19 protein-coding genes are annotated in these 25566 nt (G+C 41.5%); 12 read left to right on the forward strand and 7 right to left on the reverse strand.

What is annotated here, in order from left to right; all coding sequences use genetic code 11:
• Positions 1-310 precede the first annotated feature (310 nt).
• A complete protein-coding gene (locus ACHFIY_RS15300) occupies positions 311-802 on the reverse strand; it encodes a thioesterase (protein WP_410846985.1) in 492 nt (163 codons plus the stop codon).
• A gap of 261 nt (positions 803-1063) precedes the next feature.
• Between ACHFIY_RS15300 and ACHFIY_RS15305 the strand changes: the two genes are divergently transcribed.
• The 4 genes from ACHFIY_RS15305 to ACHFIY_RS15320 all read left to right on the forward strand — a co-directional run bounded on the left by ACHFIY_RS15305 (position 1064) and on the right by ACHFIY_RS15320 (position 5353).
• Positions 1064-1885, forward strand: coding sequence for a chitinase (locus ACHFIY_RS15305; protein WP_410846986.1), 822 nt, complete (start codon positions 1064-1066; stop codon positions 1883-1885).
• 180 nt (positions 1886-2065) lie between these two features.
• Positions 2066-2524 (forward strand): glucosaminidase domain-containing protein, encoded by a 459-nt coding sequence (locus tag ACHFIY_RS15310; protein WP_410846987.1) that lies wholly within the window; start codon positions 2066-2068, stop codon positions 2522-2524.
• Entirely contained in the window at positions 2505-3857 is a 1353-nt protein-coding gene (locus ACHFIY_RS15315) for an SGNH/GDSL hydrolase family protein (protein ID WP_410846988.1), read from the forward strand. The genes ACHFIY_RS15310 and ACHFIY_RS15315 overlap by 20 nt, the downstream gene beginning before the upstream one ends.
• A gap of 8 nt (positions 3858-3865) precedes the next feature.
• Complete coding sequence (locus ACHFIY_RS15320; RefSeq protein WP_410846989.1) at positions 3866-5353, forward strand: MBOAT family O-acyltransferase; 1488 nt, start codon at positions 3866-3868, stop codon at positions 5351-5353.
• A 114-nt stretch (positions 5354-5467) separates the two neighbouring features.
• Here ACHFIY_RS15320 and ACHFIY_RS15325 read toward each other — a convergent pair whose 3' ends face one another.
• The 4 genes from ACHFIY_RS15325 to ACHFIY_RS15340 all read right to left on the reverse strand — a co-directional run bounded on the left by ACHFIY_RS15325 (position 5468) and on the right by ACHFIY_RS15340 (position 11726).
• Positions 5468-7261: a hypothetical protein gene (locus ACHFIY_RS15325; protein ID WP_410846990.1), complete on the reverse strand. Its 1794-nt coding sequence runs from the start codon at positions 7259-7261 to the stop codon at positions 5468-5470.
• A 14-nt stretch (positions 7262-7275) separates the two neighbouring features.
• Positions 7276-10077, reverse strand: a complete 2802-nt coding sequence (locus ACHFIY_RS15330) for a DEAD/DEAH box helicase (RefSeq protein WP_410846991.1) — start codon at positions 10075-10077, stop codon at positions 7276-7278.
• A gap of 356 nt (positions 10078-10433) precedes the next feature.
• Entirely contained in the window at positions 10434-11159 is a 726-nt protein-coding gene (gene pyrH, locus ACHFIY_RS15335) for a UMP kinase (protein ID WP_410846992.1), read from the reverse strand.
• Between the two features lie 165 nt (positions 11160-11324).
• Positions 11325-11726 carry a response regulator gene (locus tag ACHFIY_RS15340; protein ID WP_410846993.1) on the reverse strand — a complete coding sequence of 134 codons (402 nt, stop codon included), beginning with the start codon at positions 11724-11726 and terminating at the stop codon, positions 11325-11327.
• Between the two features lie 782 nt (positions 11727-12508).
• Here ACHFIY_RS15340 and ACHFIY_RS15345 point away from each other — a divergent pair.
• The 3 genes from ACHFIY_RS15345 to ACHFIY_RS15355 all read left to right on the forward strand — a co-directional run bounded on the left by ACHFIY_RS15345 (position 12509) and on the right by ACHFIY_RS15355 (position 16731).
• The gene (locus ACHFIY_RS15345) at positions 12509-13240 is read left to right on the forward strand and encodes an esterase family protein (RefSeq protein ID WP_410846994.1); all 732 of its coding nucleotides are present in this window, start codon (positions 12509-12511) and stop codon (positions 13238-13240) included.
• Positions 13241-13404: 164 nt separating this feature from the next.
• Positions 13405-14172, forward strand: a complete 768-nt coding sequence (locus tag ACHFIY_RS15350; RefSeq protein WP_410846995.1) for a peptidase associated/transthyretin-like domain-containing protein — start codon at positions 13405-13407, stop codon at positions 14170-14172.
• 78 nt (positions 14173-14250) lie between these two features.
• Positions 14251-16731, forward strand: coding sequence for a hypothetical protein (locus tag ACHFIY_RS15355; protein WP_410846996.1), 2481 nt, complete (start codon positions 14251-14253; stop codon positions 16729-16731).
• A 121-nt stretch (positions 16732-16852) separates the two neighbouring features.
• Here the strand turns inward: ACHFIY_RS15355 and purH are convergent, their stop codons facing one another.
• Positions 16853-18376, reverse strand: a complete 1524-nt coding sequence (gene purH / locus ACHFIY_RS15360) for a bifunctional phosphoribosylaminoimidazolecarboxamide formyltransferase/IMP cyclohydrolase (RefSeq protein WP_410846997.1) — start codon at positions 18374-18376, stop codon at positions 16853-16855.
• A 78-nt stretch (positions 18377-18454) separates the two neighbouring features.
• Between purH and ACHFIY_RS15365 the strand changes: the two genes are divergently transcribed.
• The 3 genes from ACHFIY_RS15365 to ACHFIY_RS15375 all read left to right on the forward strand — a co-directional run bounded on the left by ACHFIY_RS15365 (position 18455) and on the right by ACHFIY_RS15375 (position 19463).
• Positions 18455-18766 carry a hypothetical protein gene (locus ACHFIY_RS15365; RefSeq protein WP_410846998.1) on the forward strand — a complete coding sequence of 104 codons (312 nt, stop codon included), beginning with the start codon at positions 18455-18457 and terminating at the stop codon, positions 18764-18766.
• A 63-nt stretch (positions 18767-18829) separates the two neighbouring features.
• Positions 18830-19012, forward strand: a complete 183-nt coding sequence (locus tag ACHFIY_RS15370; RefSeq protein ID WP_410846999.1) for a hypothetical protein — start codon at positions 18830-18832, stop codon at positions 19010-19012.
• 70 nt (positions 19013-19082) lie between these two features.
• The gene (locus ACHFIY_RS15375) at positions 19083-19463 is read left to right on the forward strand and encodes a DUF6169 family protein (protein WP_410847000.1); all 381 of its coding nucleotides are present in this window, start codon (positions 19083-19085) and stop codon (positions 19461-19463) included.
• 49 nt (positions 19464-19512) lie between these two features.
• Here ACHFIY_RS15375 and ACHFIY_RS15380 read toward each other — a convergent pair whose 3' ends face one another.
• Positions 19513-20352 (reverse strand): universal stress protein, encoded by an 840-nt coding sequence (locus tag ACHFIY_RS15380; protein ID WP_410847001.1) that lies wholly within the window; start codon positions 20350-20352, stop codon positions 19513-19515.
• Between the two features lie 217 nt (positions 20353-20569).
• On the opposite strand from ACHFIY_RS15380, the gene uvrA reads away from it, so the two are divergent.
• Both uvrA and ACHFIY_RS15390 read left to right on the forward strand, forming a co-directional pair.
• A complete protein-coding gene (uvrA, locus tag ACHFIY_RS15385) occupies positions 20570-23497 on the forward strand; it encodes an excinuclease ABC subunit UvrA (protein WP_410847002.1) in 2928 nt (975 codons plus the stop codon).
• Positions 23498-24326: 829 nt separating this feature from the next.
• Positions 24327-25556: a BamA/TamA family outer membrane protein gene (locus tag ACHFIY_RS15390; RefSeq protein WP_410847003.1), complete on the forward strand. Its 1230-nt coding sequence runs from the start codon at positions 24327-24329 to the stop codon at positions 25554-25556.
• Positions 25557-25566: the final 10 nt, after the last annotated feature.

Consider the following 25566-nt stretch of genomic DNA (forward strand, 5'->3'; position numbering starts at 1 on the left):
TAAAGCGAAAAACTCCTATACAACCAATTTGCCACGAATGCACGAATAGCACTAATTTTTTATATTAATTGGTTGTTTTTAGCTAAACACCAGTTGCTTGTAGGGAGACTTTTATGCACCCTGTCAGGCTGTATATAAATTCATTGCACTACTTTTGGGTCATGTTGAACTAGTCCGCCTGTTGCTCATGGATAGGGTTCAGCTTCTTAAAAGAGTTAGAAAAAATCGAAAAAGTAACTATCACTTCTTTTGACCTGATAGAATAAAATTACTGCCAATAGTAAAATGAATAGCCCAAAGTCCATAACAATTACCCCTTCCCATCACCCTTTGCTTTAAAACTCCACTCAAACGTAAACTTTGCCACCACTACTCCCAACTCGTTGGTGCCAACAGAATTAGCTTGCAGCACAATTCCCTCGCCCGTTTTAAGTGTTGTGTACATGGCTTGCTGTATGGCCAACCCATCGTTGCAGGTAAACCGGATGTTGCCAACGGCTTTTTTGTAAAAATCACCTTGGCATTTTACTATCAACATGCTGATATCCTGTTGCCCAGAATGTGCAAATGCCAATATGCCCGTGCTAAATTCTGCCGCCATGGCCAGCACAGCAAAATAAATAGAGCGGAATGGGTTTTTGTTTAGCCAACAAAACCGTACCCGCACCACTGCTCGCTCCTCCTCTAATGACAGTACTCGCAACCCTGCCACCAAGCCCATTGGCAGGTGCGCCAGCATGAACTGGATATAAGAAAACCGATTGGTTATTTTCTGTTTGAAAGTATAGAACGAACTTTGCATGGCAATACAATTTACAAGCTACTGCAAGCTATATTTTTAAAACGGCTTAATTATTGTAAAGTTTATATATGGGTAAATGTATTTGCCATAAATGCAAGGGTCTCTAAGTGGCACAAAGAAAAAAGAAGGATATATGCCCTGTCTTTATTCTTCCCTTTAATGCCTTTGTACATCTTTGTCATCTCGTGCCTTCGTGGCTATAGTATAAGATGGCAGAGACAATTGCCTTAATCATTCAAATCATTTAATCAGAGGTCTAGAATGGCATACTTAAAATATTTCATTTTCCTGTTGTTTGTCTCCTGTGCTACTTCTGCCAGCACAGAAAACCCAGCGAGCAATACCCCTACGGTAAAAGGCATGGTTTCAAAAGCACAATTTGAAGCCATGTTCCCCCATCGAGACAAACTTTACAGCTACGAGGCGTTTATAAAAGCCACGGAAAGGTTCCCCAAGTTTGCAACCGAAGGCACAGAACTGCAAAACAAGCGTGAGTTGATGGCTTTTTTTGCCAACGTAGCCCACGAAACCACCGATGGTTGGCCTGAGGCAGAAGGCGGCCCTTATGTTTGGGGGCTAGTTTATAAAGAGGAACAGGCTTGCTTAAAAAAGCCATGCCCTGTTTACAACACAGGCGGCACCAGCAAGTACAAGCCTGTGCCAGGTAAAAATTATTATGGCCGTGGACCTTTGCAGCTTTCCTACGCATATAACTATGGACTTGCGGGCGAAGACCTGCATTTGCCGCTATTGCAAAAGCCAGAACTAGTTTGCACCAATGGCACGGTAGCTTTTACCTTGGCCTTATGGTTCTGGATGCGGGAGCAGCTACCTAAGCCTAGTTGCCACGATGTGATGTGCGGAAAATGGGTACCAACAGCAAAAGACATTACGGAAAAACGTGTGCCAGGCTTTGGCATGGTCATTAATATTATCAATGGTGGGCTGGAGTGCAATACCAATGTAAAAGAAGTAAGCGACAACCGCAACGAGCGCATAGGGTTTTATAAGTTTTTTTGCAAGCAGATGAACATACCCGTTGAGGATACTTGCGATTGCAGGGTAATGGGCAACTATAAATAAATTTGGGGTAGTTTTTGTAGCCACAAAGGCTCGAAGGCTCAAAGTAACACGAAGAAAAAAGAAGAAATAGCACATGCCTTTTTCTTTTCTTTAAAACTTTGTGCTTCTTCGTGTCTTTGTGGCAGATTAAACAAAATTGCACCCGAGTAGTACACAGATTTTAAGTAAATAGAAAGAAGAATGTTATATTTAATGCGATTAAATGCTTTGCCAGCCGTGAGATATGTTGCCATATTGCTGTTTAGCCTTGTGCTTAGTAGCCCTTTGTATGCACAAACAGAAAATGAAGTATATTGCTATATCAAAAAAGCAGGGATAAAGCACCCGGAAGTAGTACTGAAGCAAGCTATTTATGAATCAGGCCATTTTAAATCGAATATTTTTAAAAAAAGGAACAATCTTTTTGGTTTTAGGCATAACAAATATATTGTGTTTGATAGCTGGCAGTCTTGTATAGACTATTACAAGCGGTGGCAGGACAAGTATTATAAAGACGATAGCATAGAGTATTATAAATTTTTACAACACAGGAATTTTAGCGGCAGGTTAAAATTCCGCTACGATACCCAATTAAAACACACCAAAATAAAAGATGATTTAGTATGTTTGGACGATAAAAATGAAAACACAAAGCAATAAAATAGGGCAACCATTGATATTAATGAGCTATGCTATTGTGCTGTTGTTAATCATTTCCTTGTTTAAGCTACCTGTTGGCATGTTTAATGGCCATCCAAAAATTGATATATTGGTCGATATTAGGAAAGACACGCAGCTAAAGTTGGCGATAAGCACTATAATTAAAGAAGATACTGTTTCCTTTTCTAAAAATATCCACCCTCCCAAAGACTTTACGTTGATTGCCGACTATGGCTTTGATTATGCCAACTCCCTGAAGGGTTTTTACCAAAAACTGGATGGCATTAAAAAAACACATTCAAAAGTGCGCATTGCCTATTTTGGCGACTCATACATAGAGGGCGACCATGTAACTAGCCAAATACGCCAGCAGATGCAAAAAATGTTTGGGGGAAGTGGCATCGGCTTTATGCCTATGGCATCGGCCGTGGCAGGATTGTACAAGCAAATAAGCCTAAGCGGTGCTGGCTGGCTTGATTATAATTTTAAAAACAACCCCAATGGGGGTATCCTAGGCTTGTCTGGCCATGTTTTTTACCCTTATGGCAATGCAGCAGCTATTTTTAGTGCCAGAACAAGCGAGCCATTGAACGTTGTGAAATTATACACAGGCCAAACCGCTGTCAATGCAAAAGTAGAAGTGGCAAAAGATGGTAAAAGCCGTGATATATTGATTAATGGCAGCAAGACGATTAATGAAACGGTGCTAAACAGTGGCAGCCCTATTAAAACAATAAAAATTTCCAGCACAGACGAAAACCTACCGGTTTATGGCGTGAGCATTGAAGATAAAGAAGGGGTTTATTTAGACAATTATTCGTTCAGGGGCAATAGTGGCGCATGGAACCTCCAAATAAACAAAGAAACCATGAGTCAGCTAAACAGCTACCTGCATTACGACCTGATAGTGATGCAATATGGCATCAATGCCGTGGAGCATGACAAGCAAAAAAGCCCGTGGTTTGAAAACAGTATGAACGTGTTTATTAAAACCATGAAAAAAGCATTCCCTAATGTGCCGATATTGTTGGTAAGCACAAGCGACATGGGGCATAAGTATGAAGGCAAGTACCTTACCGAAAAAGCAGTGCCTTATATGGTGGCCACGCAAAGGCAAATTGCCCGAAACAACAAAATAGCTTTCTGGAATTTGTTTGAAGCAATGGGCGGCGACAATACCATGGTAAACTGGGTAGAAGGAGATACTGTTTTGGCAGCGAAAGACTATATTCACCTAAATGATAAAGGTGCCGTGAAGGTGGGCGATTTGTTTTTCAACAAGCTGATGGAATCTAAAAATTATTACCAGCAACATACCCTTACAAAAAAATAAAAAAGCAGATGCAAGGGATAGACATACATAAATTGGCAGAAGCACTACTATATCAGGAAAAAGACCCGCTTTTTTTTAACAGTGCTTTTTTTATGCTGTTCTTTGGGCTTTTCCTGCTGGTATATGTGCTTAGCTATCAGATAAACAAGCTAAGGGTGTATTTGCTCACTTTTTTTTCGTTGTATTTCTTTTACAAAACCTGTGGCTGGTATGTGGGTTTTATATTGCTGGCTGCTTTTTTCGATTATAATATCAGCCATACTATTTACAGCACCACCAATAAAAACTCTAGGAAAAAACTATTGGTTTGCAGCATTATAGCCAATGTGGGGCTGTTGTTTTATTTTAAATACACCAACTTTTTTTTAAACATTGCCAACGATTTTGCTGCCCACAAAGTACACCCCCTGAAACTCATACTGCCCGTGGGCATTTCTTTTTATACGTTCGAGAACCTAAGCTATACCATTGATGTATATAAAGGCGTGTTTAAGCCCGTAAGGAAATTTATCGACTACCTTTTTTTCCTCTCCTTTTTCCCAAAATTGCTCATGGGGCCTATTGTGCGTGCGGCAGACTTTGTGCCACAGATACACAAAAAACCAGTGGTAACCAACCAGCAAGTGGGCGAGGGGCTGTACCTGATAACGGCTGGCATCATTAAAAAAGTAATCATTAGCGACTATATCAATGCCAACTATGTAATTAATATTTTCGACAATCCGGGGGCACACACGGGCATAGAATGCCTGCTGGCAGTATATGGCTATCCCATGGTTATTTACTGCGACTTTTCTGGCTATTCCGATATGGCTATTGGCATGGCAAAATGGATGGGCTTTGATATCAACATCAATTTTCTTTCTCCATACCAGTCGGCAACCATTGGCGAGTTTTGGAAACGTTGGCACATTTCGCTTGCATCTTGGTTAAAAGACTATGTATATATACCACTAGGCGGCAACAAAGAAGGCAAATTTAATACCTATAAAAACCTGATGATAACCATGCTGCTAGGCGGCTTTTGGCACGGTGCAAGTTGGAATTTTTTATTTTGGGGCGCACTGCAAGGCACAGCCCTGATAGCGGAAAAACTGCGCACTGGTATGGGGCGGCAATACTTGCTGGTGTTGCCATGGTCTGCCAAGGCAACCAGGGTGGCAGCCACTATTATCACGTTTCATTTTGTATGCCTTGGCTGGGTATTTTTCCGCTGCGACACGTTTAGCAATAGCTGGGTAATGCTAGGGCAGATTGCTGGCAACTTCCATTTCAATTTGTTGAAGCCCCTTTTCAATGGTTATAAAATGGTTTTTGTCATGCTGTTTATTGCCATGGTGTTGCATGGTATTTCCTTTAAAAAAGAAGGCAGCTTTAGGCAATTGGTTGTAAACCTGCCCTTGCCCTTAAAGATTATTTATTTCTTCCTTTGTATTTATATAGCCATACAGTTTAAACAGGCGGAGATAATAAAGCCTATTTATTTGCAGTTTTAGGAGTTGTTTTTTCGCCACAAAGGCACGAAGGCTCAAAGTTGCACGAAGGAAAAGAAGAAAGAAAAAAGGCTTCGTGCTATTTCGTGCCTTTGAGCCTTTGTGGCAATATCCCCCCTACTCCACCAAATACCCCAGCTCCTTCATCCTGTTTTTAAACTTGGCTGCGTTTTCATTGGTTACCAGCAGGTTAAAGCCCTCGGCTTTTTGTACTACTTGTTTCAGCACGCTGTCTTGTGCCACCAATCGGTGCAGTTCCTTGCTGGTTGCTGGCAATGTAAAAACTTGCACTAGTTTGTTTGCCTTTACTGCCGTAGCGTTGGCAATCAAATCGTCAAAAAATTGGTTCCAATAAGCCGGGAAGGTGGTGTTAACCGTTTTTTTAAGAAGGGCAATCTTGTTTTCAATGTCTTTTTTGTTTTTGCAGTCCTTCAAAAATAGCTTGCTGGTAATGCGGAAGCGGTTGCTGCCTACTTTCTCCGAATAGTTGTTTAGCATCACCTCTATCACGTCCATATTGCCATTGGCAATAATCATCATGGAATCTTCTGACAAAAGGATTTCGTTTTTTGGCCTGCCGCCCTCCGCCTCGTAGGTGGGGGTCTTGCCAAATATATAAGCCCCCAGCTTGGTAAGCCGGAAATACATCAGCCCATCGTATGGTGAAAAATAAGTGCCGCCCAGCACGCTTGCGTCCACACCGGTATAGGCTATTTCAAGGAGCCCAAGCGAGGCATATAAAAACACAGTGCCTTGTATATAAGGGTTTAAGATAAAATCGGGGTAGGTATCCGAGCCTATGTATGCTTTGTCGCTATAGCCCCTCTCCGAAACTATGTCGATATACAACCTGTTCCCCGCACCGGTTTCCGATATAGGCTTCACGGGCAGCGACCTGCATTCTGTCAGTTCTATCAAATTGGTATCGCTTATCCAACTACCCACCGTCATTTCCTTGAAAACTTCATATAGCGTTTGCTCTGTAAGTTCCTGCATTTCGTATTCATCGCTTACAAAGCCCCAGCCTTTCAGGTGGTTCAGGATGTATTTGGAAGAATAAGACTTAAAATATTGCTTGTTGAACAAGGTTTTAATAATGTCCACGCTGTCCAAGTCCAGGTTCTTCTGCGAGAAGCCATATAGCACACCAGCCAGCAAGCAGCTCCGTATTTTGTTTAGCCCATCTATGTCAGATGGGTAAAACTCTGCAATAGCACAGCTTTTTTGCAGCTTGCCCAAGGTGCTTTCCATTGGGCGGCCGTTGGCCGTGTATTTGATATTTCCCTGCAAATAATACGAAATTAGGCGGGGCAGCTCGTCCAGTATCAAAGGCTCAGCATTAAAGCGGTAAACTGTTTCAAGGGGCTTTTCAATGGGTACAAGATAATAATGCCTTGGCTTGGGGTAATAATTTACAAGTACTTTTTTCACCTCTGGGTGCAAGAAAAGGAAGAAAGAAGGCCTGTCGTTATTGTGAAAATTGTACAATTCTTTTACGGTAAAAAAATAAAAAGCGGGTAGCAATTCTTTAGAGGAATAGCTGTAATAACCTGTTGAACCAGTACTTTCCGTGATAGGGTGCTTTAGGAAAGCAGTTAATTGCTTGTCGTCCATGCCGTCGTTCCACAACAATTTTTCTATCGCCTTCACCAGCGATGCTGGCAAACTGGCTAGGAATGCTTTGTAAACGATTTCGTTGCTAAATACAGAAAAGCACACCAAAGCAAGTTCAGCCCTGTTCTTGGCCTTTTTAGTATTGAAAATTTCTGTTATCCTTACATAATCTATCCCGTCAAAATGGGTATTGGAATTGGCTGCATAAAAAGCCTTTACAAGCTTGTACAAGCCTGTTTCCAGGTTGCTTTTTGTATAAGCCGTTTCTAAAGCCACTTGTATTTTTGCACTTAACATAATTTGCCCATTTTTTAAACGCCCAACATAAATTGAATATCATCCTCGCTAATGGCTTTCAGCGATGCACTGTCTGACGAGATGATACTATTGAAAATTTCTGCCTTTTGCTCTTGCAGCAACAATATCTTTTCTTCTATTGTTCCTTGTGTGATCAGTTTGTATGTAAGCACGGTTTTGTCTTGCCCAAAACGGTGGCTACGGTCTATGGCTTGGTTCTCGGCAGCTTTGTTCCACCATGGGTCAAAGATGAATACCATGTCTGCCGCAGTCAGGTTTAGCCCAGTGCCGCCTGTTTTCAGGGTAAGCAGGAACACTTTGCAGGAACTGTCTGCCTGGAACCGTTCTACCAGTTGCTGCCTGTTCTTGGTACTGCCGCTCATGCTTACATATTCCACGCCCTGCTCTTCCAGTTTTTCGCCAATTAGCTCCAATGCGTTCAGGAAATTTACAAATACCAGCACTTTGTGCTTGTTGGCTACTGCATCCAGCACTTGTTCTATCAACAATTCTATCTTGGGCGAAGGTATCGTGCCATTGCTAAGCCCCTCGGGCGTGGAAGCAAGTTGCCGTAGCTCGCTCAATGCTTGGAACACAAAAAACTGTGTGTTCTGTATGCCCTTCATAGCTATCTGCTGTTGTATGGCTTCTTGGTAGTACTGCCTGCGTTGCTCGTACAGTTTTTTCTGGGCATCGCTCATTTCCACATACAATGTCTGCTCTATCTTGTCGGGCAATTCTTTCAGCACGTCTTTTTTTAGCCGTCGCAAAATAAAGGGGTATATTTTTTTCCGCAGGTCGGCGGTAATGTCTTTGTCGTTGTTTTTCTGTATGGGGGTAAGGTAATACTGGTTAAAATTATCGATGCTGCCAAACATCGATGGGTTCAGGAAGCGGAACAGGGAATACAGTTCGCCCAAGTTGTTTTCTATGGGCGTGCCGCTTAGTGCCAGCCTGTGCTTGCATTGCAGCAGCATCACCGCTTTGCTGGTTTGGGCAGCCATGTTTTTAATGTTTTGCGACTCGTCTAGTATGGCATAATAAAAGGTTTCTTCCTTTAGCTTTTCTATATCGTTCCGCACCATGGCATAAGTGGTAAGGATAATATTATGCTCCATGGCTTCTTCCAATACCCGGTTATTGGCATAATAGGTATACGATGTAAGCTGCGGCGCAAATTTTTTCAGTTCCTTTTCCCAGTTGAACAATAGGCTTTTGGGCATCACAATCAACGTAGGCGTTGATTCTTTTGGGTAAATAGATGCCAGCAGGGTAATGGTCTGCAGGGTTTTGCCCAGCCCCATGTCGTCTGCCAAGCACCCCCCTAGCTTCACGCTGTGCAGGTATTGCAGCCAGTGATAGCCCTGTTCCTGATACGGGCGTAGTGTGGCGTTTACTTTAGGCAGCTTGGTTTTGCCTTTTCCTTTGCCCAGTGTGTTGAAGCCCTCAAAAACTTCCCTCGATTTCTTGAAACTGTCTGCTGCTACTTTTTCGTCTATCAGCTCTTCTACCAGCGGTAGGTCGAAGAAAGAAACGTTTACCTTGTTTTTCTTTTTGGTAAACAAGCGTTGCAGCTTCTGCATGTAGCTTTCATTCACTATGGCGTGTGTGCCATCGCTTAGCAATATGTATTTGTTTTTGTTGTATTGCTGCAAAGCATCAAAAAGCGAAAACTGCTCGTTGCCAAAACTCAAGTTGGCATCGCCTTCCAAAAAGTCTATACCGTGGCTTAGTTTCAGGTTCAGCTTTGGCCTTACGGTGGTTATTTTATATGCTTTTAGCTTTTCAGCACCTAAAATTTTATAGCTTGATAACAGGTTGGGCAAATCTGTATAAATAAATTCTGCCGCTATTTCTCTAGGTATGATGAACAGGTTGTCTTCCAGCAATATCTCTGCACCACCCTTCTTTTTCCCTTGCTTGGCGGTATGCTTCTGCAGCATTTTTTCTATTGCCTGTATGGCCATGTCGTTGCTTTCCTGCTCTATAGGTTTTACCTCTATCAGCTGTTCCAGCTCGTTGATAGCCGTGTAGGCAGACAGTTCATAATCGCTCAATAACCCTGCATCAATACCCGGCAACACCTGCGACACACGCATGTGCAGTGCTTCGTCTATGTCTAGTTTATCAAACAATAAAACGGGGGAAGTAGGTATTGCTTCTTTGCTAAACACCACGTTATAGTCCTCATAAACCAGTTCTATGTTCCTAGTAAACGAAAAAAAGATAGAGAGAAACTTGGTTAGGTCGCCCGGTGCAACCAAAGTGTTAAAATAAGGAAGTGTCCTGAAATTGCTGCCGATGGGGGCTGTTTCCACCACGCCTCCATTTACAAAAATATGGTCTTCGTTGATGAACTGGAACTGGGTGTGCACTTCGTTGTTCATCCATAACAGCACTTCTGAAGCTAAGCTTTTGCCATCTGCCGAAGGTGTTAAAGATAGTTTTAATGAATTAGCTGCTTCCAAGGCTTCTATAACCGTTCCATCCTGGGTTACCCATAGCTTGCTTTGCAACAAAGGCTCAATTAAAAATTCATGCTCGTGGAGGTAGGTTTTGTCAGATGGGTTTTCCCAATCCACGATATAATCCGACCGTTGCTGGATGGCTTGGATTGATTTAAGGATTGTGCGTGTAGGGCCGCTGTATTGTTGGTAGTCGGCTTCTACAGATTTGCCCTTGTCGTTCTGCACTTCTATATATGCCCCAGCATCGTCAAAAGCCAACCGGAAAACAATAGAAGCCACTTTGCCCGACGAGATGGACACGCTTTGCTTTTCCTTTTTAAATATTTCAAATACCGATTTTGCTGCCATAGTTGTAATGCTGTAAATCCATCAAACCTATTTTATTTTAGTCAGTTTGCCGAAAAAAGTGGAATAATTGCTTTTTTGGGTGAATAACCTGTGTTTTGGCTGTGGAAAAACAAGGGATAACATCAACAGGATGGTGAAAGTAATATACGATATTACAAGGAATTTGATAAGGTGCGGGAAGCACGGTTGAGTTTGTGGTAGCAAATACTGGCTTGTCCATTAACGAGGTTAAAATGCTGCAAAAGGGGATATAAATAGTTGCAAATAGTTGCAACTATTTATATCCCCTTTACTTTTTCTTTTAAAACGACATGCCCCCTATTTCTTCTATATGGGCGCGTTTGCAATTTCAAGAATTAAACACCCGTCTTTACCAATGTGCCTACGTTCATGCCTTCTACTACCCTTAGCAAATTGCCAGGCTGGTTCATGTCAAAAACAATAATTGGCATTTTATTTTCCATGCACAGCGTAAAGGCTGTCATGTCCATCACTTTCAGGTTCTTGCTGATGCAGTCCTCAAAAGAAAGTTTTTCAAATCGTGTAGCTGTTGGGTCTTTTTCTGGGTCAGCGGTATAAATGCCATCAACCCTGGTGCCTTTTAATATCACGTCTGCCTTCATTTCAATCGCCCTTAGGCTGCCAGCCGTGTCGGTGGTAAAGTATGGGTTGCCTGTTCCAGCCCCAAAAATTACTACCCTGCCTTTTTCCAAATGCCTTAATGCTTTACGGCGTATATAGGGTTCCGCCACTTGCTCCATATGTATGGCGCTTTGCAGCCTTGTATATACCCCTTTGCGCTCTAGCATAGCCTGCATGGCCATAGCGTTAATAACGGTGGCCAACATGCCCATATAATCGCCATGAGCCCTTTCAATGCCGCTTTCGGCTTCGTTCATACCACGGTAGATGTTTCCCCCTCCTATCACAATTGCCACTTGCACGCCGAGGTCTGTAACAGACTTAATGTCTATTGCATATTGCTCAATAATTTTCGGGTTAAATGGGTCGCCATTTTTCTGGTTGCCCAGCAAGGCTTCGCCCGATAACTTCAATAACACACGTTTGTACTTGGGTAGCATCTAACATTTTTTTGTTCGGCTGCAAATAACCTCTTTTTTTGGGGATGTTCCAAAGGCTATTTTAAAAAAGGGGCAAGTATTCATGATAGGACATAGGATTACAGAGAAAAGGAGAAAAATTATGCAAACCTTTATAGGGTTCAAAACCCTGTAAAGGCTTTTAGCCTAAGCATAAAAATGAGCAATAACAGGGTTTTGTTTTATTTCGTTGCAAATGTCGATACTAATGGCTTTTTCGTAAAAACCAATTACCTGTGGGTATTCCCAAGCTTTTTCCCTGTCTTTTTTGTCTAGGGACGAACTGATCATCACAGCATAAATCTTATTAGCATTAGGCATTTGCTGTATGGCATTTAGCAAGCCCCAACCATCCATTACGGGCATGTTGATGTCGAGTAACAACAAATAATGGTCATCAGTATTTGGCGGATTGCTAATGGCTTCAAATGCAGCTTTGCCATTAAAATAAGCTTGAGGGCTAGTGGCAATGCTACTGGTAGTAACCCGCCTTTTGTGCATCATTACAAAAGCGGGGTCATCGTCTATTATTAAAACTTGTAAGCTCATGTGCCTGTTTTTAGTAAAAAATACACAATAAAACAAAAGCAACATTACTACATATCAATAAAACAATATACCCCTTAAATAAAGGGGGTGCATTTGAAATCTTCGCTTTTTATTCCCTTTTTTATTTATCAGCAAGATAGATAATTGATGGTGATAGGCGTACCCTAATTCCCGACCTCACCCCAACCCTCTCCAAAGGGAGAGGGAGCAAGAACAAGGAGAGGGAGCAAGAGCAAACGAGGGGATAAGAAGAACTAAGCGAAGATTTGGAATGGCTTATTTTCTGCTTTTAAGTGATTTATTTTTTTGCTTTTTCTCCTTTTTGCCTATAACTCATTGATATTCAGTTGTTTGTGTTTTTTAAGCCTCATTTTTTATTATAATTTAAATGAATTTTACGATAATGTATTGATAATGGAATGATAGTTTTACTATAGTAGAATGATAATTTATTGATAAGAAACTGATAAGATTTTGGTAGTGGATTATTATTTTCCTAAACCAACTAACATCAGATGCGAGAGGCAAGGCCAAGATGCCCGTAGTTCCTCCTTTCATGTAAAATTGGCATGAATAGGCATATAGTCCAAAATAAAAATCCTATATGGGGGAAATATTCCCTCATGAGTATCCAAAATTTCCCCCATATCGGATACTTTTTAAACCTAGATTTTGCAGTTGAAATCTATTGAAAACAATTAAAAACGAAATTTTGAAATGCACCCAATAAAGGGGGCAGCCTTAACTTTGCCCCATAATTTCATGGTTCAAATTTTAAACAAATGCACAAACATATTACTTCGTGGCATAGCCCAGCACTAAATAAAAACATGCCCATAGCCACTTATGGCCATTATGGGTTTTGCTTGCTGCTAATACCTACGGCTGCAGCAGATTATTTGGAATACGAGCGTTTCCAACTCATAGAGGCACTTGCCCCATTGATTAATGCTGGCAAACTGAAAGTGTATAGCATAGACAGCATGAACAAGGAAAGCTGGATGAACTATAACATGGTGCCTGCGCACAAGGCCATCAGGCACAACCAGTTTAACAACTATGTTTACAACGAAGTAATACCTTATATCCGCAGCCAGAGTGGGCAGGGAACTTTTATTTATACCTGTGGCGCATCTTTTGGCTCTTTACATGCCATGAATTTGTTTTTGAAGCGACCAGATATTATCAACGGGGTTATTAGCATGAGCGGGGTTTATGACCTTACGGAATATACAAGGGGCTACTGGGACGAGCAGGTATATTACAATAGCCCCTGCCATTACATCCCAAATTTAACAGACGATTATTACTTGTCTAAAATAAAAGCCAGCCACCATATACATATTTATACAGGCAGTGGCGAGCATGAGGACCCTGAAGCCAACAAGCGGTTTTCTAGCATCTTGTGGGGCAAAGGCATTTGGCACGACCTAGGCATATGGGGCAGCGACATAAAACACGATTGGCCTACCTGGCGAAAAATGCTGCTATATATTCTGAACAATAAATTTTAAAGACTGGTAGCCACAAAGGCGCAATGACTCAAAGTGGCACGAAGGAAAAGGAGAATGCTTCGTAGCAACTTAAACGCTTTTATACAAAAAACAGTTAATTCGCTTGGTGTTTTAGCATATATATACAATAGTGGCTTAATATTACGACACATAATTCTTTTTTTTTGAATAAACAGGTTATACAAATCGTTTGCTTGCTTATACTTGCCATTGCTTGGCTGCCTTCAAAGGCACAATTTGTAACGGTTAGCGGTACTGTTTATGATATTACAGGCCGCAACCCTGTGGAAGCCATAGCGGTTTTTAGCAAATCGGGAAGGGGTACTTTTACCGACTCGCTGGGCAGGTATAGCTTCACGGTAAAAGCAAAAGACTCTATCTGGTTTTCGCTGATGAACAAATCAACCATGAAATATGCCATAGATACCATCAGCAACCTTAGCAGTTTCGATATCAGCATACATGTGAGGGCGACAGATTTGCCAGAAGTAACCGTAAGAAGCAAGAGCTACCGTTTAGACTCGCTTCAAAACAGGAGGGATTATCAAAAATATTTCGATTTTAAAAAGCCAGGCATCAAGCTAAGCAACAACCCCGGCTATAACCCTGGTGGCCTTACAGTGGGGCTGGACCTGGATGAGTTTATAAATATGTTCCGGTTCCGGCGCAACCGCAATTTGATGTTTTTGCAAAACCGCCTGATACAGCAAGAGCAGGACAAGTATGTAAACTTTAGGTTTAGCAAGGCAATGGTGCATAAGATTACCAAATTGGAAAGCCCAGAGCTGGATACATTCATAAAAAAATACCGGCCCGACTATGATTTGCTGCAAACATTCAACGATTTAGAAATGGGTTACTATATTGAGCAATATTTTAAAGAATACCAAATAAAAAGAAACAGGAGTAGTTTAAAGAAAATAGATGATTAATAAATTTTCCATATTAAACCGCTGGCTTTTTATTTAATCATTACTTGGCAAACCCCCTAAAAAACGCGAACAATCATTATGAAAAAAAAGCTTACCCCCCTCATCCTCCTTTTCATCATCCTTTCTGTGTATGCCAATGCACAAAAAATAGACTCTACCTTGGCACAATATGCCGATGATTACCCACAAGAAAAAATACACTTACATTTCGACAAGGGCATTTATATAAAAGGGGACATGATTTGGTTTAAAGCCTACTTGCTAACAGGGCTAGACCTATCGGACAACAGCAAAAATTTTTATGTGGATTGGTTTGACGATAAAGGCGCATTGCTAACACATACAGTAAGCCCGATATTTGAATCGAGTGCAAGGGGGCAATTTGAAGTGCCAGCAAACTACACAGGCAAGTTCCTGCACGTGAAGGCATATACGCAATGGATGCTGAATTTTGACACCGCTTTTCTTTATAACAAAGACATAAGGATAGACCAAACAGTAGCAGCACCATCTTCAACCGCTTCTGCCAAACCAGAAACCACAAAAAAATCAGCAAAGCAGCAGGCTAATTTGCCTGTGCCTGAGGCAGCCAAGCCCAAAACCCCAACAGCCACCATCCATTTCTTTCCCGAAGGCGGTGAATTGCTAAACGATGTAACTACAAGGGTTGCTTTTTTAATTGAAAATGAATTTGGCTTGCCCGTAAGCGCAGCAGGGGCGTTGAAAAACAATAAAGGCGAACTGATAGATTCCTTTATTACAGAGCACGATGGCATGGGCAGCTTTAGCATACAGCCAGACAGCACGCAGCCATATTCTGCAACCTGGCTAGATGAGTATGGCATTGCGCATACTACCCCTTTGCCTTTGGCGAAAACCGTTGGAGCAACCCTAGAGGTGCAGCCTGCAAAAGCAAAAGCGATGTTTTTTGTAAACAGGAGCAAAGAAGCTACCCCCAACTTGAAAACAATGTTTGTAATAGCCACCATGCACCAGCACGAGGTATATAAATCTAAAATAAACTTGTCTGAAAGACTGGCCGCCATCGGCGAAATACCTACCAAAGATTTACCCACAGGCGTATTGCAAATAACTTTGTTCGATGCCGATTATGCCCCGTTGGCAGAAAGGGTAACTTTTGTAAACAATTATCAATTCCTGTTTACGCCCCAAGTAAGGGTTACGAAAGCAGGGCTAGACAAAAGGGCTAAAAACACCATTGAAATACAAGTAGATGATTCTGTGGTTAGCAATATGTCAGTAGCAGTTACTGATGCTGGTTTGCTTACTGATGCAGGCACCAACATTGCATCTGACTTATTGCTAAGCGGCGATATAAAAGGCAATATCAACAACCCAGCTTACTATTTTTCTAGCAAGGCCGATTCTGTAACCCATCACTTAGACCTAGTGATGCTAACCCATGGCTGGCGGAAATTTAACTGGAAAGACGTGGCTAGTGGCACGCTGCCTAAAATTACGCACCCAAGGGAAACAGAATTCATGGAGCTAAAAGGGACCATTTATGGAAACATGAATAAAAGCGCGATGCTGAACCAAAAGATAATTTTATTGATGCAGGGGAAAGACAGCGTAAAACAAAGCTTGTTTTTGGATGTGGATAGGGCTGGTAATTTTGGCCGAAAAGGCGTTCTTTTTTACGATACTATTTATGTTTTTTACCAGCTAATGGGCGACAAAAGGCTAACTGACAGGGTTGAAATTGGTTTTCAAACAGGCCTGATCCAGCCGCCATCGATGAAGTACAGCAGCATTACCACCTCCCCTTTTTTATGGGCTTATAACTCTAAAGACTCAAGCCTGCTGGAAAGGAGCAGAATGTTTTATAATGAAAAAGAAAAAGTGAAACGGCAATTAGCTGCTAACGAACTGGCAGAGGTAACCGTTAGGACTAAGGTAAAAAGGGCCGTGGACGTGCTGGATGAAAAATATACCAGTGGGTTATTTGCTGGTGGCGACAGCAAACAATTTGACCTAACAACAGATCCTTTTGCAGTTGCTGCACAGGATGTGTTTTCGTATTTGCAGGGCAGGGTAGCTGGTTTGCAAATCAACAATTCAGGAGCGGATGTAACGCTTAGCTGGAGGGGCAGCACACCCGAGTTGTACCTAGATGAAACGAAAGTAGAGGTTGATCAACTAAGGAATACACCTATGACAGATGTGGCATACATAAAAGTTTTCCCACCGCCGTTTTTTGGAGCCACGGGCGGCGGTGCTGGCGGCGCCATAGCCATTTATACACGCAAGGGCGTTGATGTGAAGCCTACCCCTGGCGTAGGGCTAAACTTTAAAAGGTTGGCTGGCTACACTCCGTATAAGGAGTTTTACAACCCCGACTACGCTACAAGCACGCCTACCTATACCGAAGATGCAAGGACAACCCTATACTGGAACCCTTTTGTATTAACCTACGGTAAAAACCATACGGTGCAGCTTGAGTTCTATAACAACGACATTTCTAAAAAACTGCGTTTGGTAATAGAGGGCATAAACCGGGATGGCAAAATTGCAAGGGTGGAGAAATTGATAGAATAGTGATTTGTTATTTTGAATGCTAAATTTTAAATTAAAAATCCCAAAGGGCATAGTCCTTTGGGATTTTTTTGTGATTTAATAGCCAAACTCAAATGATTGGCCTTAATTTAAAATAAACCGATTAGTGTTTAAAATGCCTCAAATCTGTAATAACCATTGCTAGGTTTTGTTCTACACAGTAGCTAATGCTGTCTTTATCGCGAATTGAGCCACCCGGTTGGATAAATGCTTCTAAGCCTGCCTCGTGAGCCATTTGCACGCAGTCGTTAAAAGGAAAAAAGGCATCACTGGCCAGAACGGCCGCATTCAAATCAAACTGGAATTGTCCTGCTTTTTCTATGGCCTGCCGCAATGAGTCCACACGGCTGGTTTGTCCACAGCCCTTGCCTACCAGTTGCTTGTTTTTAACCAGCGCTATGGCATTGCTTTTTAGATGCTTGCAAATAATATTTGCAAAAACGAGGTTGGCTTTTTCATCCTCCGTCGTTTGCCTGCCGCCAACTTCTTTCCAATTGGCAAAGTTGCCCTTGTCGCTGCCTTGGTGCAATGTGCCGCCCAATAGAGATTTAAACTGGCCATTTCCCGTTTCGCCAACACCAACTTTTAGCTCCAGCAATATCCTGTTTTTTTTGCTTTTCAATACTGCCAATGAATCCTCGCTAAAAGAAGGGGCTATCAATACTTCAAAAAATATTTCATTAATGGCCTCTGCCGTGGCTTTGTCTATCTGCCCATTACTTACCAATACGCCGCCAAATGCGCTTTCGGGATCACCAGCCAAAGCCGCATCCCAGCTTTCTTTTACAGTAGCCCTTTCGGCAATGCCGCAAACATTGGTATGCTTGATAATAGCAAAAACAGCAGTATCCCCCGCTGCGTCAAATTCTGTTATCAACTGTATGGCAGCATCTACATCTACCAAGTTATTATAAGATAACTCCTTGCCGTTTAACTGCGTGAAAGATTGCGACAAGTTGCCATAAAAAACAGCTTGCTGGTGTGGGTTTTCACCATACCTCAGTACTTGTTGCTCACTGCTGGTTTGGAAAGTGGTATTGCTAGGGTTGAAATAGTTGCTAATAGCAATATCATAGTTCATCACTACTGCAAATGCCTTGGCTGCAAATGCCTTGCGTTGCTCCAAGCTAATAACACCTTCTTGGCTTTTTAATATATCATTTAATACGGCATAGTCTGCCTTGGCTGCAATAACTGTTACGTCTTTAAAGTTTTTGGCAGCAGCCCTTATCATGGATGGGCCTCCGATGTCTATTTTTTCAATTATCAGCGCTTCCTCAGTAGTGTTTTTCAATGTTTCCTCAAAAGGGTAAAGATCTACTATTACTAGGTCTATCTCGGGTATGCTGTATTGTTTCATCTCAGCCAAGTCTTGTTCTACATACCTCCTGCCCAGTATGCCGCCAAAAACGGCAGGGTGCAAGGTTTTTACCCGGCCACCCAAGATAGACGGGTAAGTGGTAAGGCTCTCAACAGGTACACAGGCAATGCCCGCTGCTTCTAAAAAGGCCTGTGTGCCCCCAGTAGAATAAATGGTAATGCCTAGGGATTGCAACTGCTTGCCCAAAACTTCCAGCCCGTTTTTATAAAAAACGGAGATCAATGCCGATTGAATTTTTTTTTCCATGATATTTATTGATAAGGTTGGCAGGAAAGGCACAGGCAAGAAGCCCATGTTTTTTTAAACTTGCGGCAAATGTAGCTTTTGAAGGCTTTGGTTGGGCAGGTGATTTTCTACAAAAAATTATGTTTTTATTGGAATCGCTATTTTATAAATACAATAAATGATTATTTTAGCATCAAATTATTAATAGTGGGAAAGGTAAAAGGACAGATAACAAAGGGCATTGGTGTTGCTCCATTAAAATCCGCAACTAAAAACAGTTTCTTGTTGAAAAAACATGCTAATGAAATAAAACCTAAGCCTAAAAACTATCTTCGTATAAGAACTTTACTAACCAATATAGAAGGTTGTTTGTCTGATACCATTTTGGAAGGACGAAATGGTAGTTTATGATTTATTATTTCGACACTTCATTTCTATGTGAAATTTTCAATTGTATTTTTTATATTTGTAAGCATGAAAGATAAAGAAACAGAAATAGTGATAGCAAATTTGCCCAATTCAAAAGGGGCGGTCATCTTCAAGAAAATGAGTGATGAGAAAAAAGCTATCCGTGCCCATATTCAAAATGGCGGAAAAATTTCAGAACTAAAAGGAAAATTTAACATTGTTAAAACCGTATCCATTACAGCAAAATGATGAGTACTCTTTTGAGTTCACCACTAACCAGAAAATAAAGTATGAAGTTTATTTTCTTGATTACAGGTTTATGTTTGCTGACTATCCAAATATTGCTTGCCCTATATATTCATTTAACATTGAGACAAAACAAGGAAATCCAGATAATACGTTTGGCGACGAAAGGGTTGGCTTAACTGTTGCTGTTATTTTTAATTATTTCTTTAACAATATAGAAAATGTTGCTTTGTATATCTGCGATAGTATAGATAAAAGGCAAAACGCACGAAAGAGAAAATTCGATTTATGGTTTTTTGTTTACAATGATGGCAGCCTTTTTAAAGAAGATGGTTTAGCAATAGTAGAGGGGGAGGAAATATATAATTCATTGTTATTGCACAAAGAAAACTTTCAATTTAAAGATATAATACTAGCATTTAAAGAACTAAATGAAAAGACAAGTGAAAAGTAGGTATGTTTAAATTGTTGCTTTATTTTAAAAAACCATCACCTTGCTACTGCTACTCATGTATAGCTACTAGCGGCACATGACTATGGAAAGCCAATTCTTTTGAATGGCTACTTATAAAAATATTTTCCAGCAGGCTATGTTTTTTAGGTATGATAATAGTTACATCCACTTTGTTTTCATCTGCAAATGAATTGATGGCTTCCGAAAAATTGGGGCTAACAATGAAATGGAATTTGGGGTTGTGCCCTGCAAATATTTTCTTTAAAGCCAAGCACTCAAACGAATCTTCATAATAAGAATGATGTGAGGTTTCTGCAACGTTCAGTATCAGTAAGGAGGCTTTGGTGTCGTTTAAAATGTCTTTGATTTGAGAATATGGCTTAGCATCTATTACATGGGCAAAATCTGAGACAAGCAAGAAACGGTCAATATGTTTATAAGAACGATTTGCTGGTACAATAATTACAGGAACAGAAGCAGTTTTTGCAATAACCGTAGTATTGCTGCCCAGTATTTTTTCATAGAAAACACCGCCACTAGTAATGCCCATCACAATAACATCTGCATTTATTTGCTGGCAAATTTTATTAATCTCCGAGGTAAAAGAGCCATAATCTGCTATTGTATCTATTGAAATGCCAATTGGGCAATCTTTTTCCAAGCTTTGCTTTAAATGCTGGAGCTCATTTTGCGAAGCTTGCTTAATGGTATCAAATTCCATTGTCCCTATGCTGGAAAGCAATGGGTCTGGCGTAACAACTATAGGGAAGGTAAAACCATTATACAGTACTATTTTGCTTGCGCCCACTTGCTGGGCAAGCCCAATAGCATATATAGCAGCATTTCTTGACGTACTGGAAAAATCGGCAGGCACAAGTATCGTTTTCATAACTAAAAAATTTAAACCTAAAGGTAGTTAACTAGTGCCTATAAAACATGATATTGGTCATGAAAAGCAGAATTTTAAAATGCCCCCAATCAAGCTGGCTAAAACGTGCCTTTGTATCTTCTCTTCATTAACCCCGATTTCAAAAACTAGCCCCAAAATTTTATCCTAACCAATTACTTCCCTATTTGTTCTACCTTTGAAACGAGGAAAGGCAAACATGGCAAAAAAAGCAAAAGCAATTACAGATACAAACAATACCCCCACACCAACAGAATACATAGAAGTGTTTGGCGCAAGGGAACACAACCTGAAAAACATAGATATTTCTATCCCTAAAAACCAATTGGTGGTGTTCACTGGGGTTAGCGGCAGCGGCAAGTCTTCCCTCGCTTTCGATACCATTTACAATGAGGGGCAGCGCCGCTACATGGAAAGCTTTAGTGCCTACGCCCGCCAGTTTATGGGTGATATGGAACGCCCTGATGTGGACAAAATCACTGGCCTTAGCCCTGTAATATCCATCGAGCAAAAAACCACTGGCAAAAACCCCCGCTCCACCGTGGGCACTGTTACCGAGATATACGATTTCCTGCGCTTGCTTTTTGCCCGTATAGGAGAAGCCTATAGCTATAACACAGGCAAAAAAATGCTGAAATTCAGCGAGGAAGAAATAGTTGACAATATTTTCGAGAAATTCAAGGATAGGAAAGTTTCGATACTCGCCCCATTAATCAGGGGCAGGAAAGGACATTACAGGGAACTGTTTGAAGACATCCGCAAAAAAGGCTTCCTGAAAGTACGGGTAGATGGCGAAGTATTGGATTTGAATGCCAAAATGCAGGTAGACCGCTATAAAATACACGATATTGAAGTAGTGATAGACCGATTGGCGGTAACAGCGGATATGCGGGTGCGTCTTAGCCAAAGTGTGCAACAAGCCCTGAAAATGGGAAAAGAGCTGATGTTCGTTGCCCCCCAATCGTTGGATAAAGAAGCTAAAAAAGCATTGACTTTTGAAGGATTAGGCGAACCAGCGGGTGAAATGATGTATTCCAAACAATTGATGTGCCAAGATACGGGCATCAGCTATGAGGAACCATCCCCCAATGCATTTTCCTTCAACTCGCCTTATGGTGCCTGCCCTACTTGCAAAGGGTTGGGCAATGTATTTACCATTAGCATGGATGCGGTTATACCAGATAGCAGCAAAAACATAAAGGATGGAGGCATTGCGCCCTTGGGCGAAAAAAGGGAAGCGCAGCTGTTTAAGAATGTAGAAGCAATTGCCAAAAAGTATAAAGTAAAACTGGAAACGCCTATAAAAGACATCTCTGTCAACGCCCTGAATATGATATTGTATGGCAATGAGCAGGGTATTAGTGAAGATATACTAGATTTTGAAAACCTGCCAGAAAGCAACCCATACCAAACAGAGTTTGAGGGCATTATTCCTATGCTGAAACGCTGGTTTGCGGGTAGCAATAGTACCGAGACCATGAGGGAATGGGTGGAGAAATTCATGGAGCTTAAAAACTGTCCATCTTGCAATGGGCAGCGGTTGCGGAAAGAAAGCCTATGGTTTAAGATAGATGAAAAGAACATTGCCGAACTGAGCGACCTAAACTTGGACAAACTCCAGTTTTGGTTTATTGGCGTGGAGGAACGCCTGTCCAACAAGCAAAACCTAATTGCCAAAGATATTTTAAAAGAAATAAGGGAGCGTTTGCAGTTTCTGCTGGATGTGGGGCTGACTTACCTTACCATCAACCGCCCCTCCCGCACCTTGAGCGGTGGCGAAAGCCAACGTATTAGGCTGGCAACACAAATTGGCAGTCAGTTGCAAGGTATTACCTATATTTTAGATGAGCCGAGCATCGGCCTCCACCAGCGGGATAACCACCGTTTGATTACCGCCCTGCAAAACCTACGGGATATTGGCAACAGCGTATTGGTGGTAGAACACGACAAGGATATTATGCTGGCTGCAGATTACCTGATAGATATTGGTCCTAAAGCAGGTCGTTTTGGGGGCAATATAGTAGCACAAGGCACACCCAAACAGGTATTGGAAAGCGGGAGCGACACGGCAGCTTTCCTAAATGGATCGAAAGGGCTGGAAGTGCCCAAGGAACGCAGGAAGGGCAATGGTAAAACATTGGAACTAAAAGGCGTGGTAGGCAATAACCTGAAAGGGGTAAGCGTTAGTTTTCCATTGGGCAAACTGATTGTGGTAACTGGGGTAAGCGGCAGTGGGAAATCGACATTGATTAATGAAACGCTGTATCCTATTTTATCCAAGCATTGCTACAATAGTCGCACAGCACCGATGGAATTTGAAAGCATCAAAGGGTTGGAAGCCATAGATAAGGTAATAGAGATTGACCAATCGCCCATTGGCCGTACGCCGAGGAGCAACCCTGCTACCTATTGCGGTTTTTTTACCGATATACGCACATTGTATGCCACAGTGCCAGAAGCCAAAATTCGTGGCTACAATGCTGGTCGCTTTTCCTTTAATGTAAAAGGCGGCAGGTGCGATGTATGCGAGGGTGGTGGTATGCGAGTGATAGAAATGAACTTTCTGCCAGATGTATATGTGCCTTGCGAAAAATGTAATGGCAAACGATACAACAGGGAAACGCTGGAAATACGCTACAAAGGCAAATCTATCAGTGATGTATTGAACATGACTGTGGATGAAGCAACGGACTTTTTCCAACCGGTACCTTGGATGTACCGGAAGATAAAGGTTTTGCAGGATGTAGGCTTGGGTTATATAACCCTTGGGCAAAGTGCCGTAACCCTTAGCGGTGGCGAAGCACAGCGCGTGAAACTAAGCACCGAGCTTGGCAAAAAAGACACGGGCAAAACCTTTTATATATTGGATGAGCCTACTACTGGTTTACATTTTCAGGATATAGAATTATTGGTCGGCGTAATTAATAAGCTTGTTGACAGGGGCAACACGGTATTGATTATAGAACACAACTTAGACGTAATTAAAATGGCCGACCATGTCATAGACCTGGGGCCAGAAGGTGGCGATGGTGGCGGCAAGATTTTGTTTGAAGGCACACCAGAGGAAATGCTGGACAATGCTATCAGTCATACGGCTAAGTTTTTGAAAATGGAGATGGGCGGCTAGGTATTTGTCGAAAAATTGTTTACTAATTTAAATATTTTACATTATTTTCGTTAAACAAAAAAGACAACTCCTCAATCAATATATTTTCCTGTAAAATCCCGGATGGAAACTTTAGGATGATTTGTCATTTTGGGGTTTTCATTTTTTTTGTATAGGCCATACTTTTATGCCTAGCTATTAGTTAGTTGTCATTTTTTGCTAATTCTTTTTTTGAGGTACTGGTGAGCCTCAATTCCTAATTCCCCCACCATGGGGGCATTTTGGGATACTCGTGGGAGCATATTCCCCCCATATAGGATTGTCCTTTTGCACGGATTCAAAATCAATACCAACTTTGTAGTAAAAGGCCCCTTGTTTTCATTAGAACAATCCCTGTAGTTAGCATAACCTTAGCTTGCTGTCTCGAGGGGTTTAATGCAAAAAAAAGATATTATGAACTACATCCGTACTCAAAAAACACTCAAAAAGCACTCAGTTTTCCGCGGAAATCACTCACAAAACACTCACATTTCACTCACAAATCACTCACATTTCACTCATAAAACACTCACCTTAAAAAACAAAAAAGCACTGTATTTCAATGAGTTATGATGCATAAATACCTAAAAATTAAATTCAGGAAGTCAAAAGCAGCCAAACCAAGCAGGCAATGCCCCTGAAAATGGGTCATAAAAGTTTTAGCTTTACCCCATCAAGGTTGCATTAAATGATAGGTTGGCACTCGCCAGCACCTCAAAAAAGAATTAGCTTCATTTTTCTAAAAACTTTCACTTTATCCAAGGCAACAAAAAGCCTTGTATAATGTCTCTACCATACTTAACCTTGGCACATGCGCAAAAAAAAAGAAATTCTGTTGTTTGTTTGTTTTGTTTACTGTTCCATTTATAGCATTGCCCAAACAGATACAACTGCTTTTTCTTTGCCAACAAAAGACAGGTTGTCCGTTCATGAACGAGACTTTTCAGATGTATTACATAGCTTTTCCAAAAAAGAAAAACACAAAGACACGGCAGCCAATGCTGCTGCCAAGTATTACCATACATCTTTAATACCAGCAGTTGGCTACACCTTGCAAACAGGATTTGCGGGCATACTAAGCGCCAACCTTGCTTTTGCAAACGATAACAAGCCAGACACTAAATTGTCCAGTATTACCACCAGCCTTACCTATTCGCAGTACAGCCAAACAATTGTTCCTGTGCTGGCCGACATTTGGACAAAAAACAACACTTACAATTTTGTGTCTGACAACCGTTTTATAGCTTACCCATCCGATATTTATGGGCTTGGCGGCAGGACAGACCCTAACAAAGGCTTAACCATCAATTTTACAGGCTTAAAGCTGCACGAAACCATATTGAGGTCTGTTCGCAAAAACTTGTACGCAGGAGTTGGGTTTTATTTCGATAAATTTTGGGGTATAAAAGCCCTTGATTCTTTAAAAAGAAGAGACAACACCCGGTTTACCCGTGAGTTAGGCTCCAGCGAAACGGCAGTGGGCGTGGCCCTAAAACTATTGTTCGACAGCCGTTTGAACCAAATAAACGCAACCAATGGCTGGTATGCAAACGTTGTTTACAGGCCTAATTTCAAGTTTTTGGGCAGCGACACCCGTTGGCAATCGCTGCTGGTGGATGTACGCAAATACGTTACGTTCCCTAAAAACTCTAGAAATACGCTTGCTTTTTGGAACCTTTACTGGCTTACCACCGCTGGCACTCCCCCCTACCTGCTGCTGCCAAGCACCGGGTGGGACGACCAGTACAACACAGGAAGGGGTTATATACAAGGGCGTTTCCGGGGCGACAACATGTATTATTTTGAAACCGAGTACCGCTACTGCATTACCAGAAATGGGTTGCTAGGCGGCGTTGTATTTGCCAATGTGCAAAAATTTTCAGGCGAAATTTCCAAGCAGTTTAGCTCGTTTACGCCAAGCTATGGGCTGGGGTTGAGAATAAAACTAAACAAATATTCAGGTGCTAACCTTTGCATAGACTATGGTTTTGGTAAAGATGGCTCTAAGGGCTTTTTTGTAAACCTTGGCGAAGTGTTTTAAGGGGTTTTAA

It is taken from the genome of Parasediminibacterium schistidii, from assembly GCF_046546515.1.
GTDB lineage: Bacteria > Bacteroidota > Bacteroidia > Chitinophagales > Chitinophagaceae > Parasediminibacterium.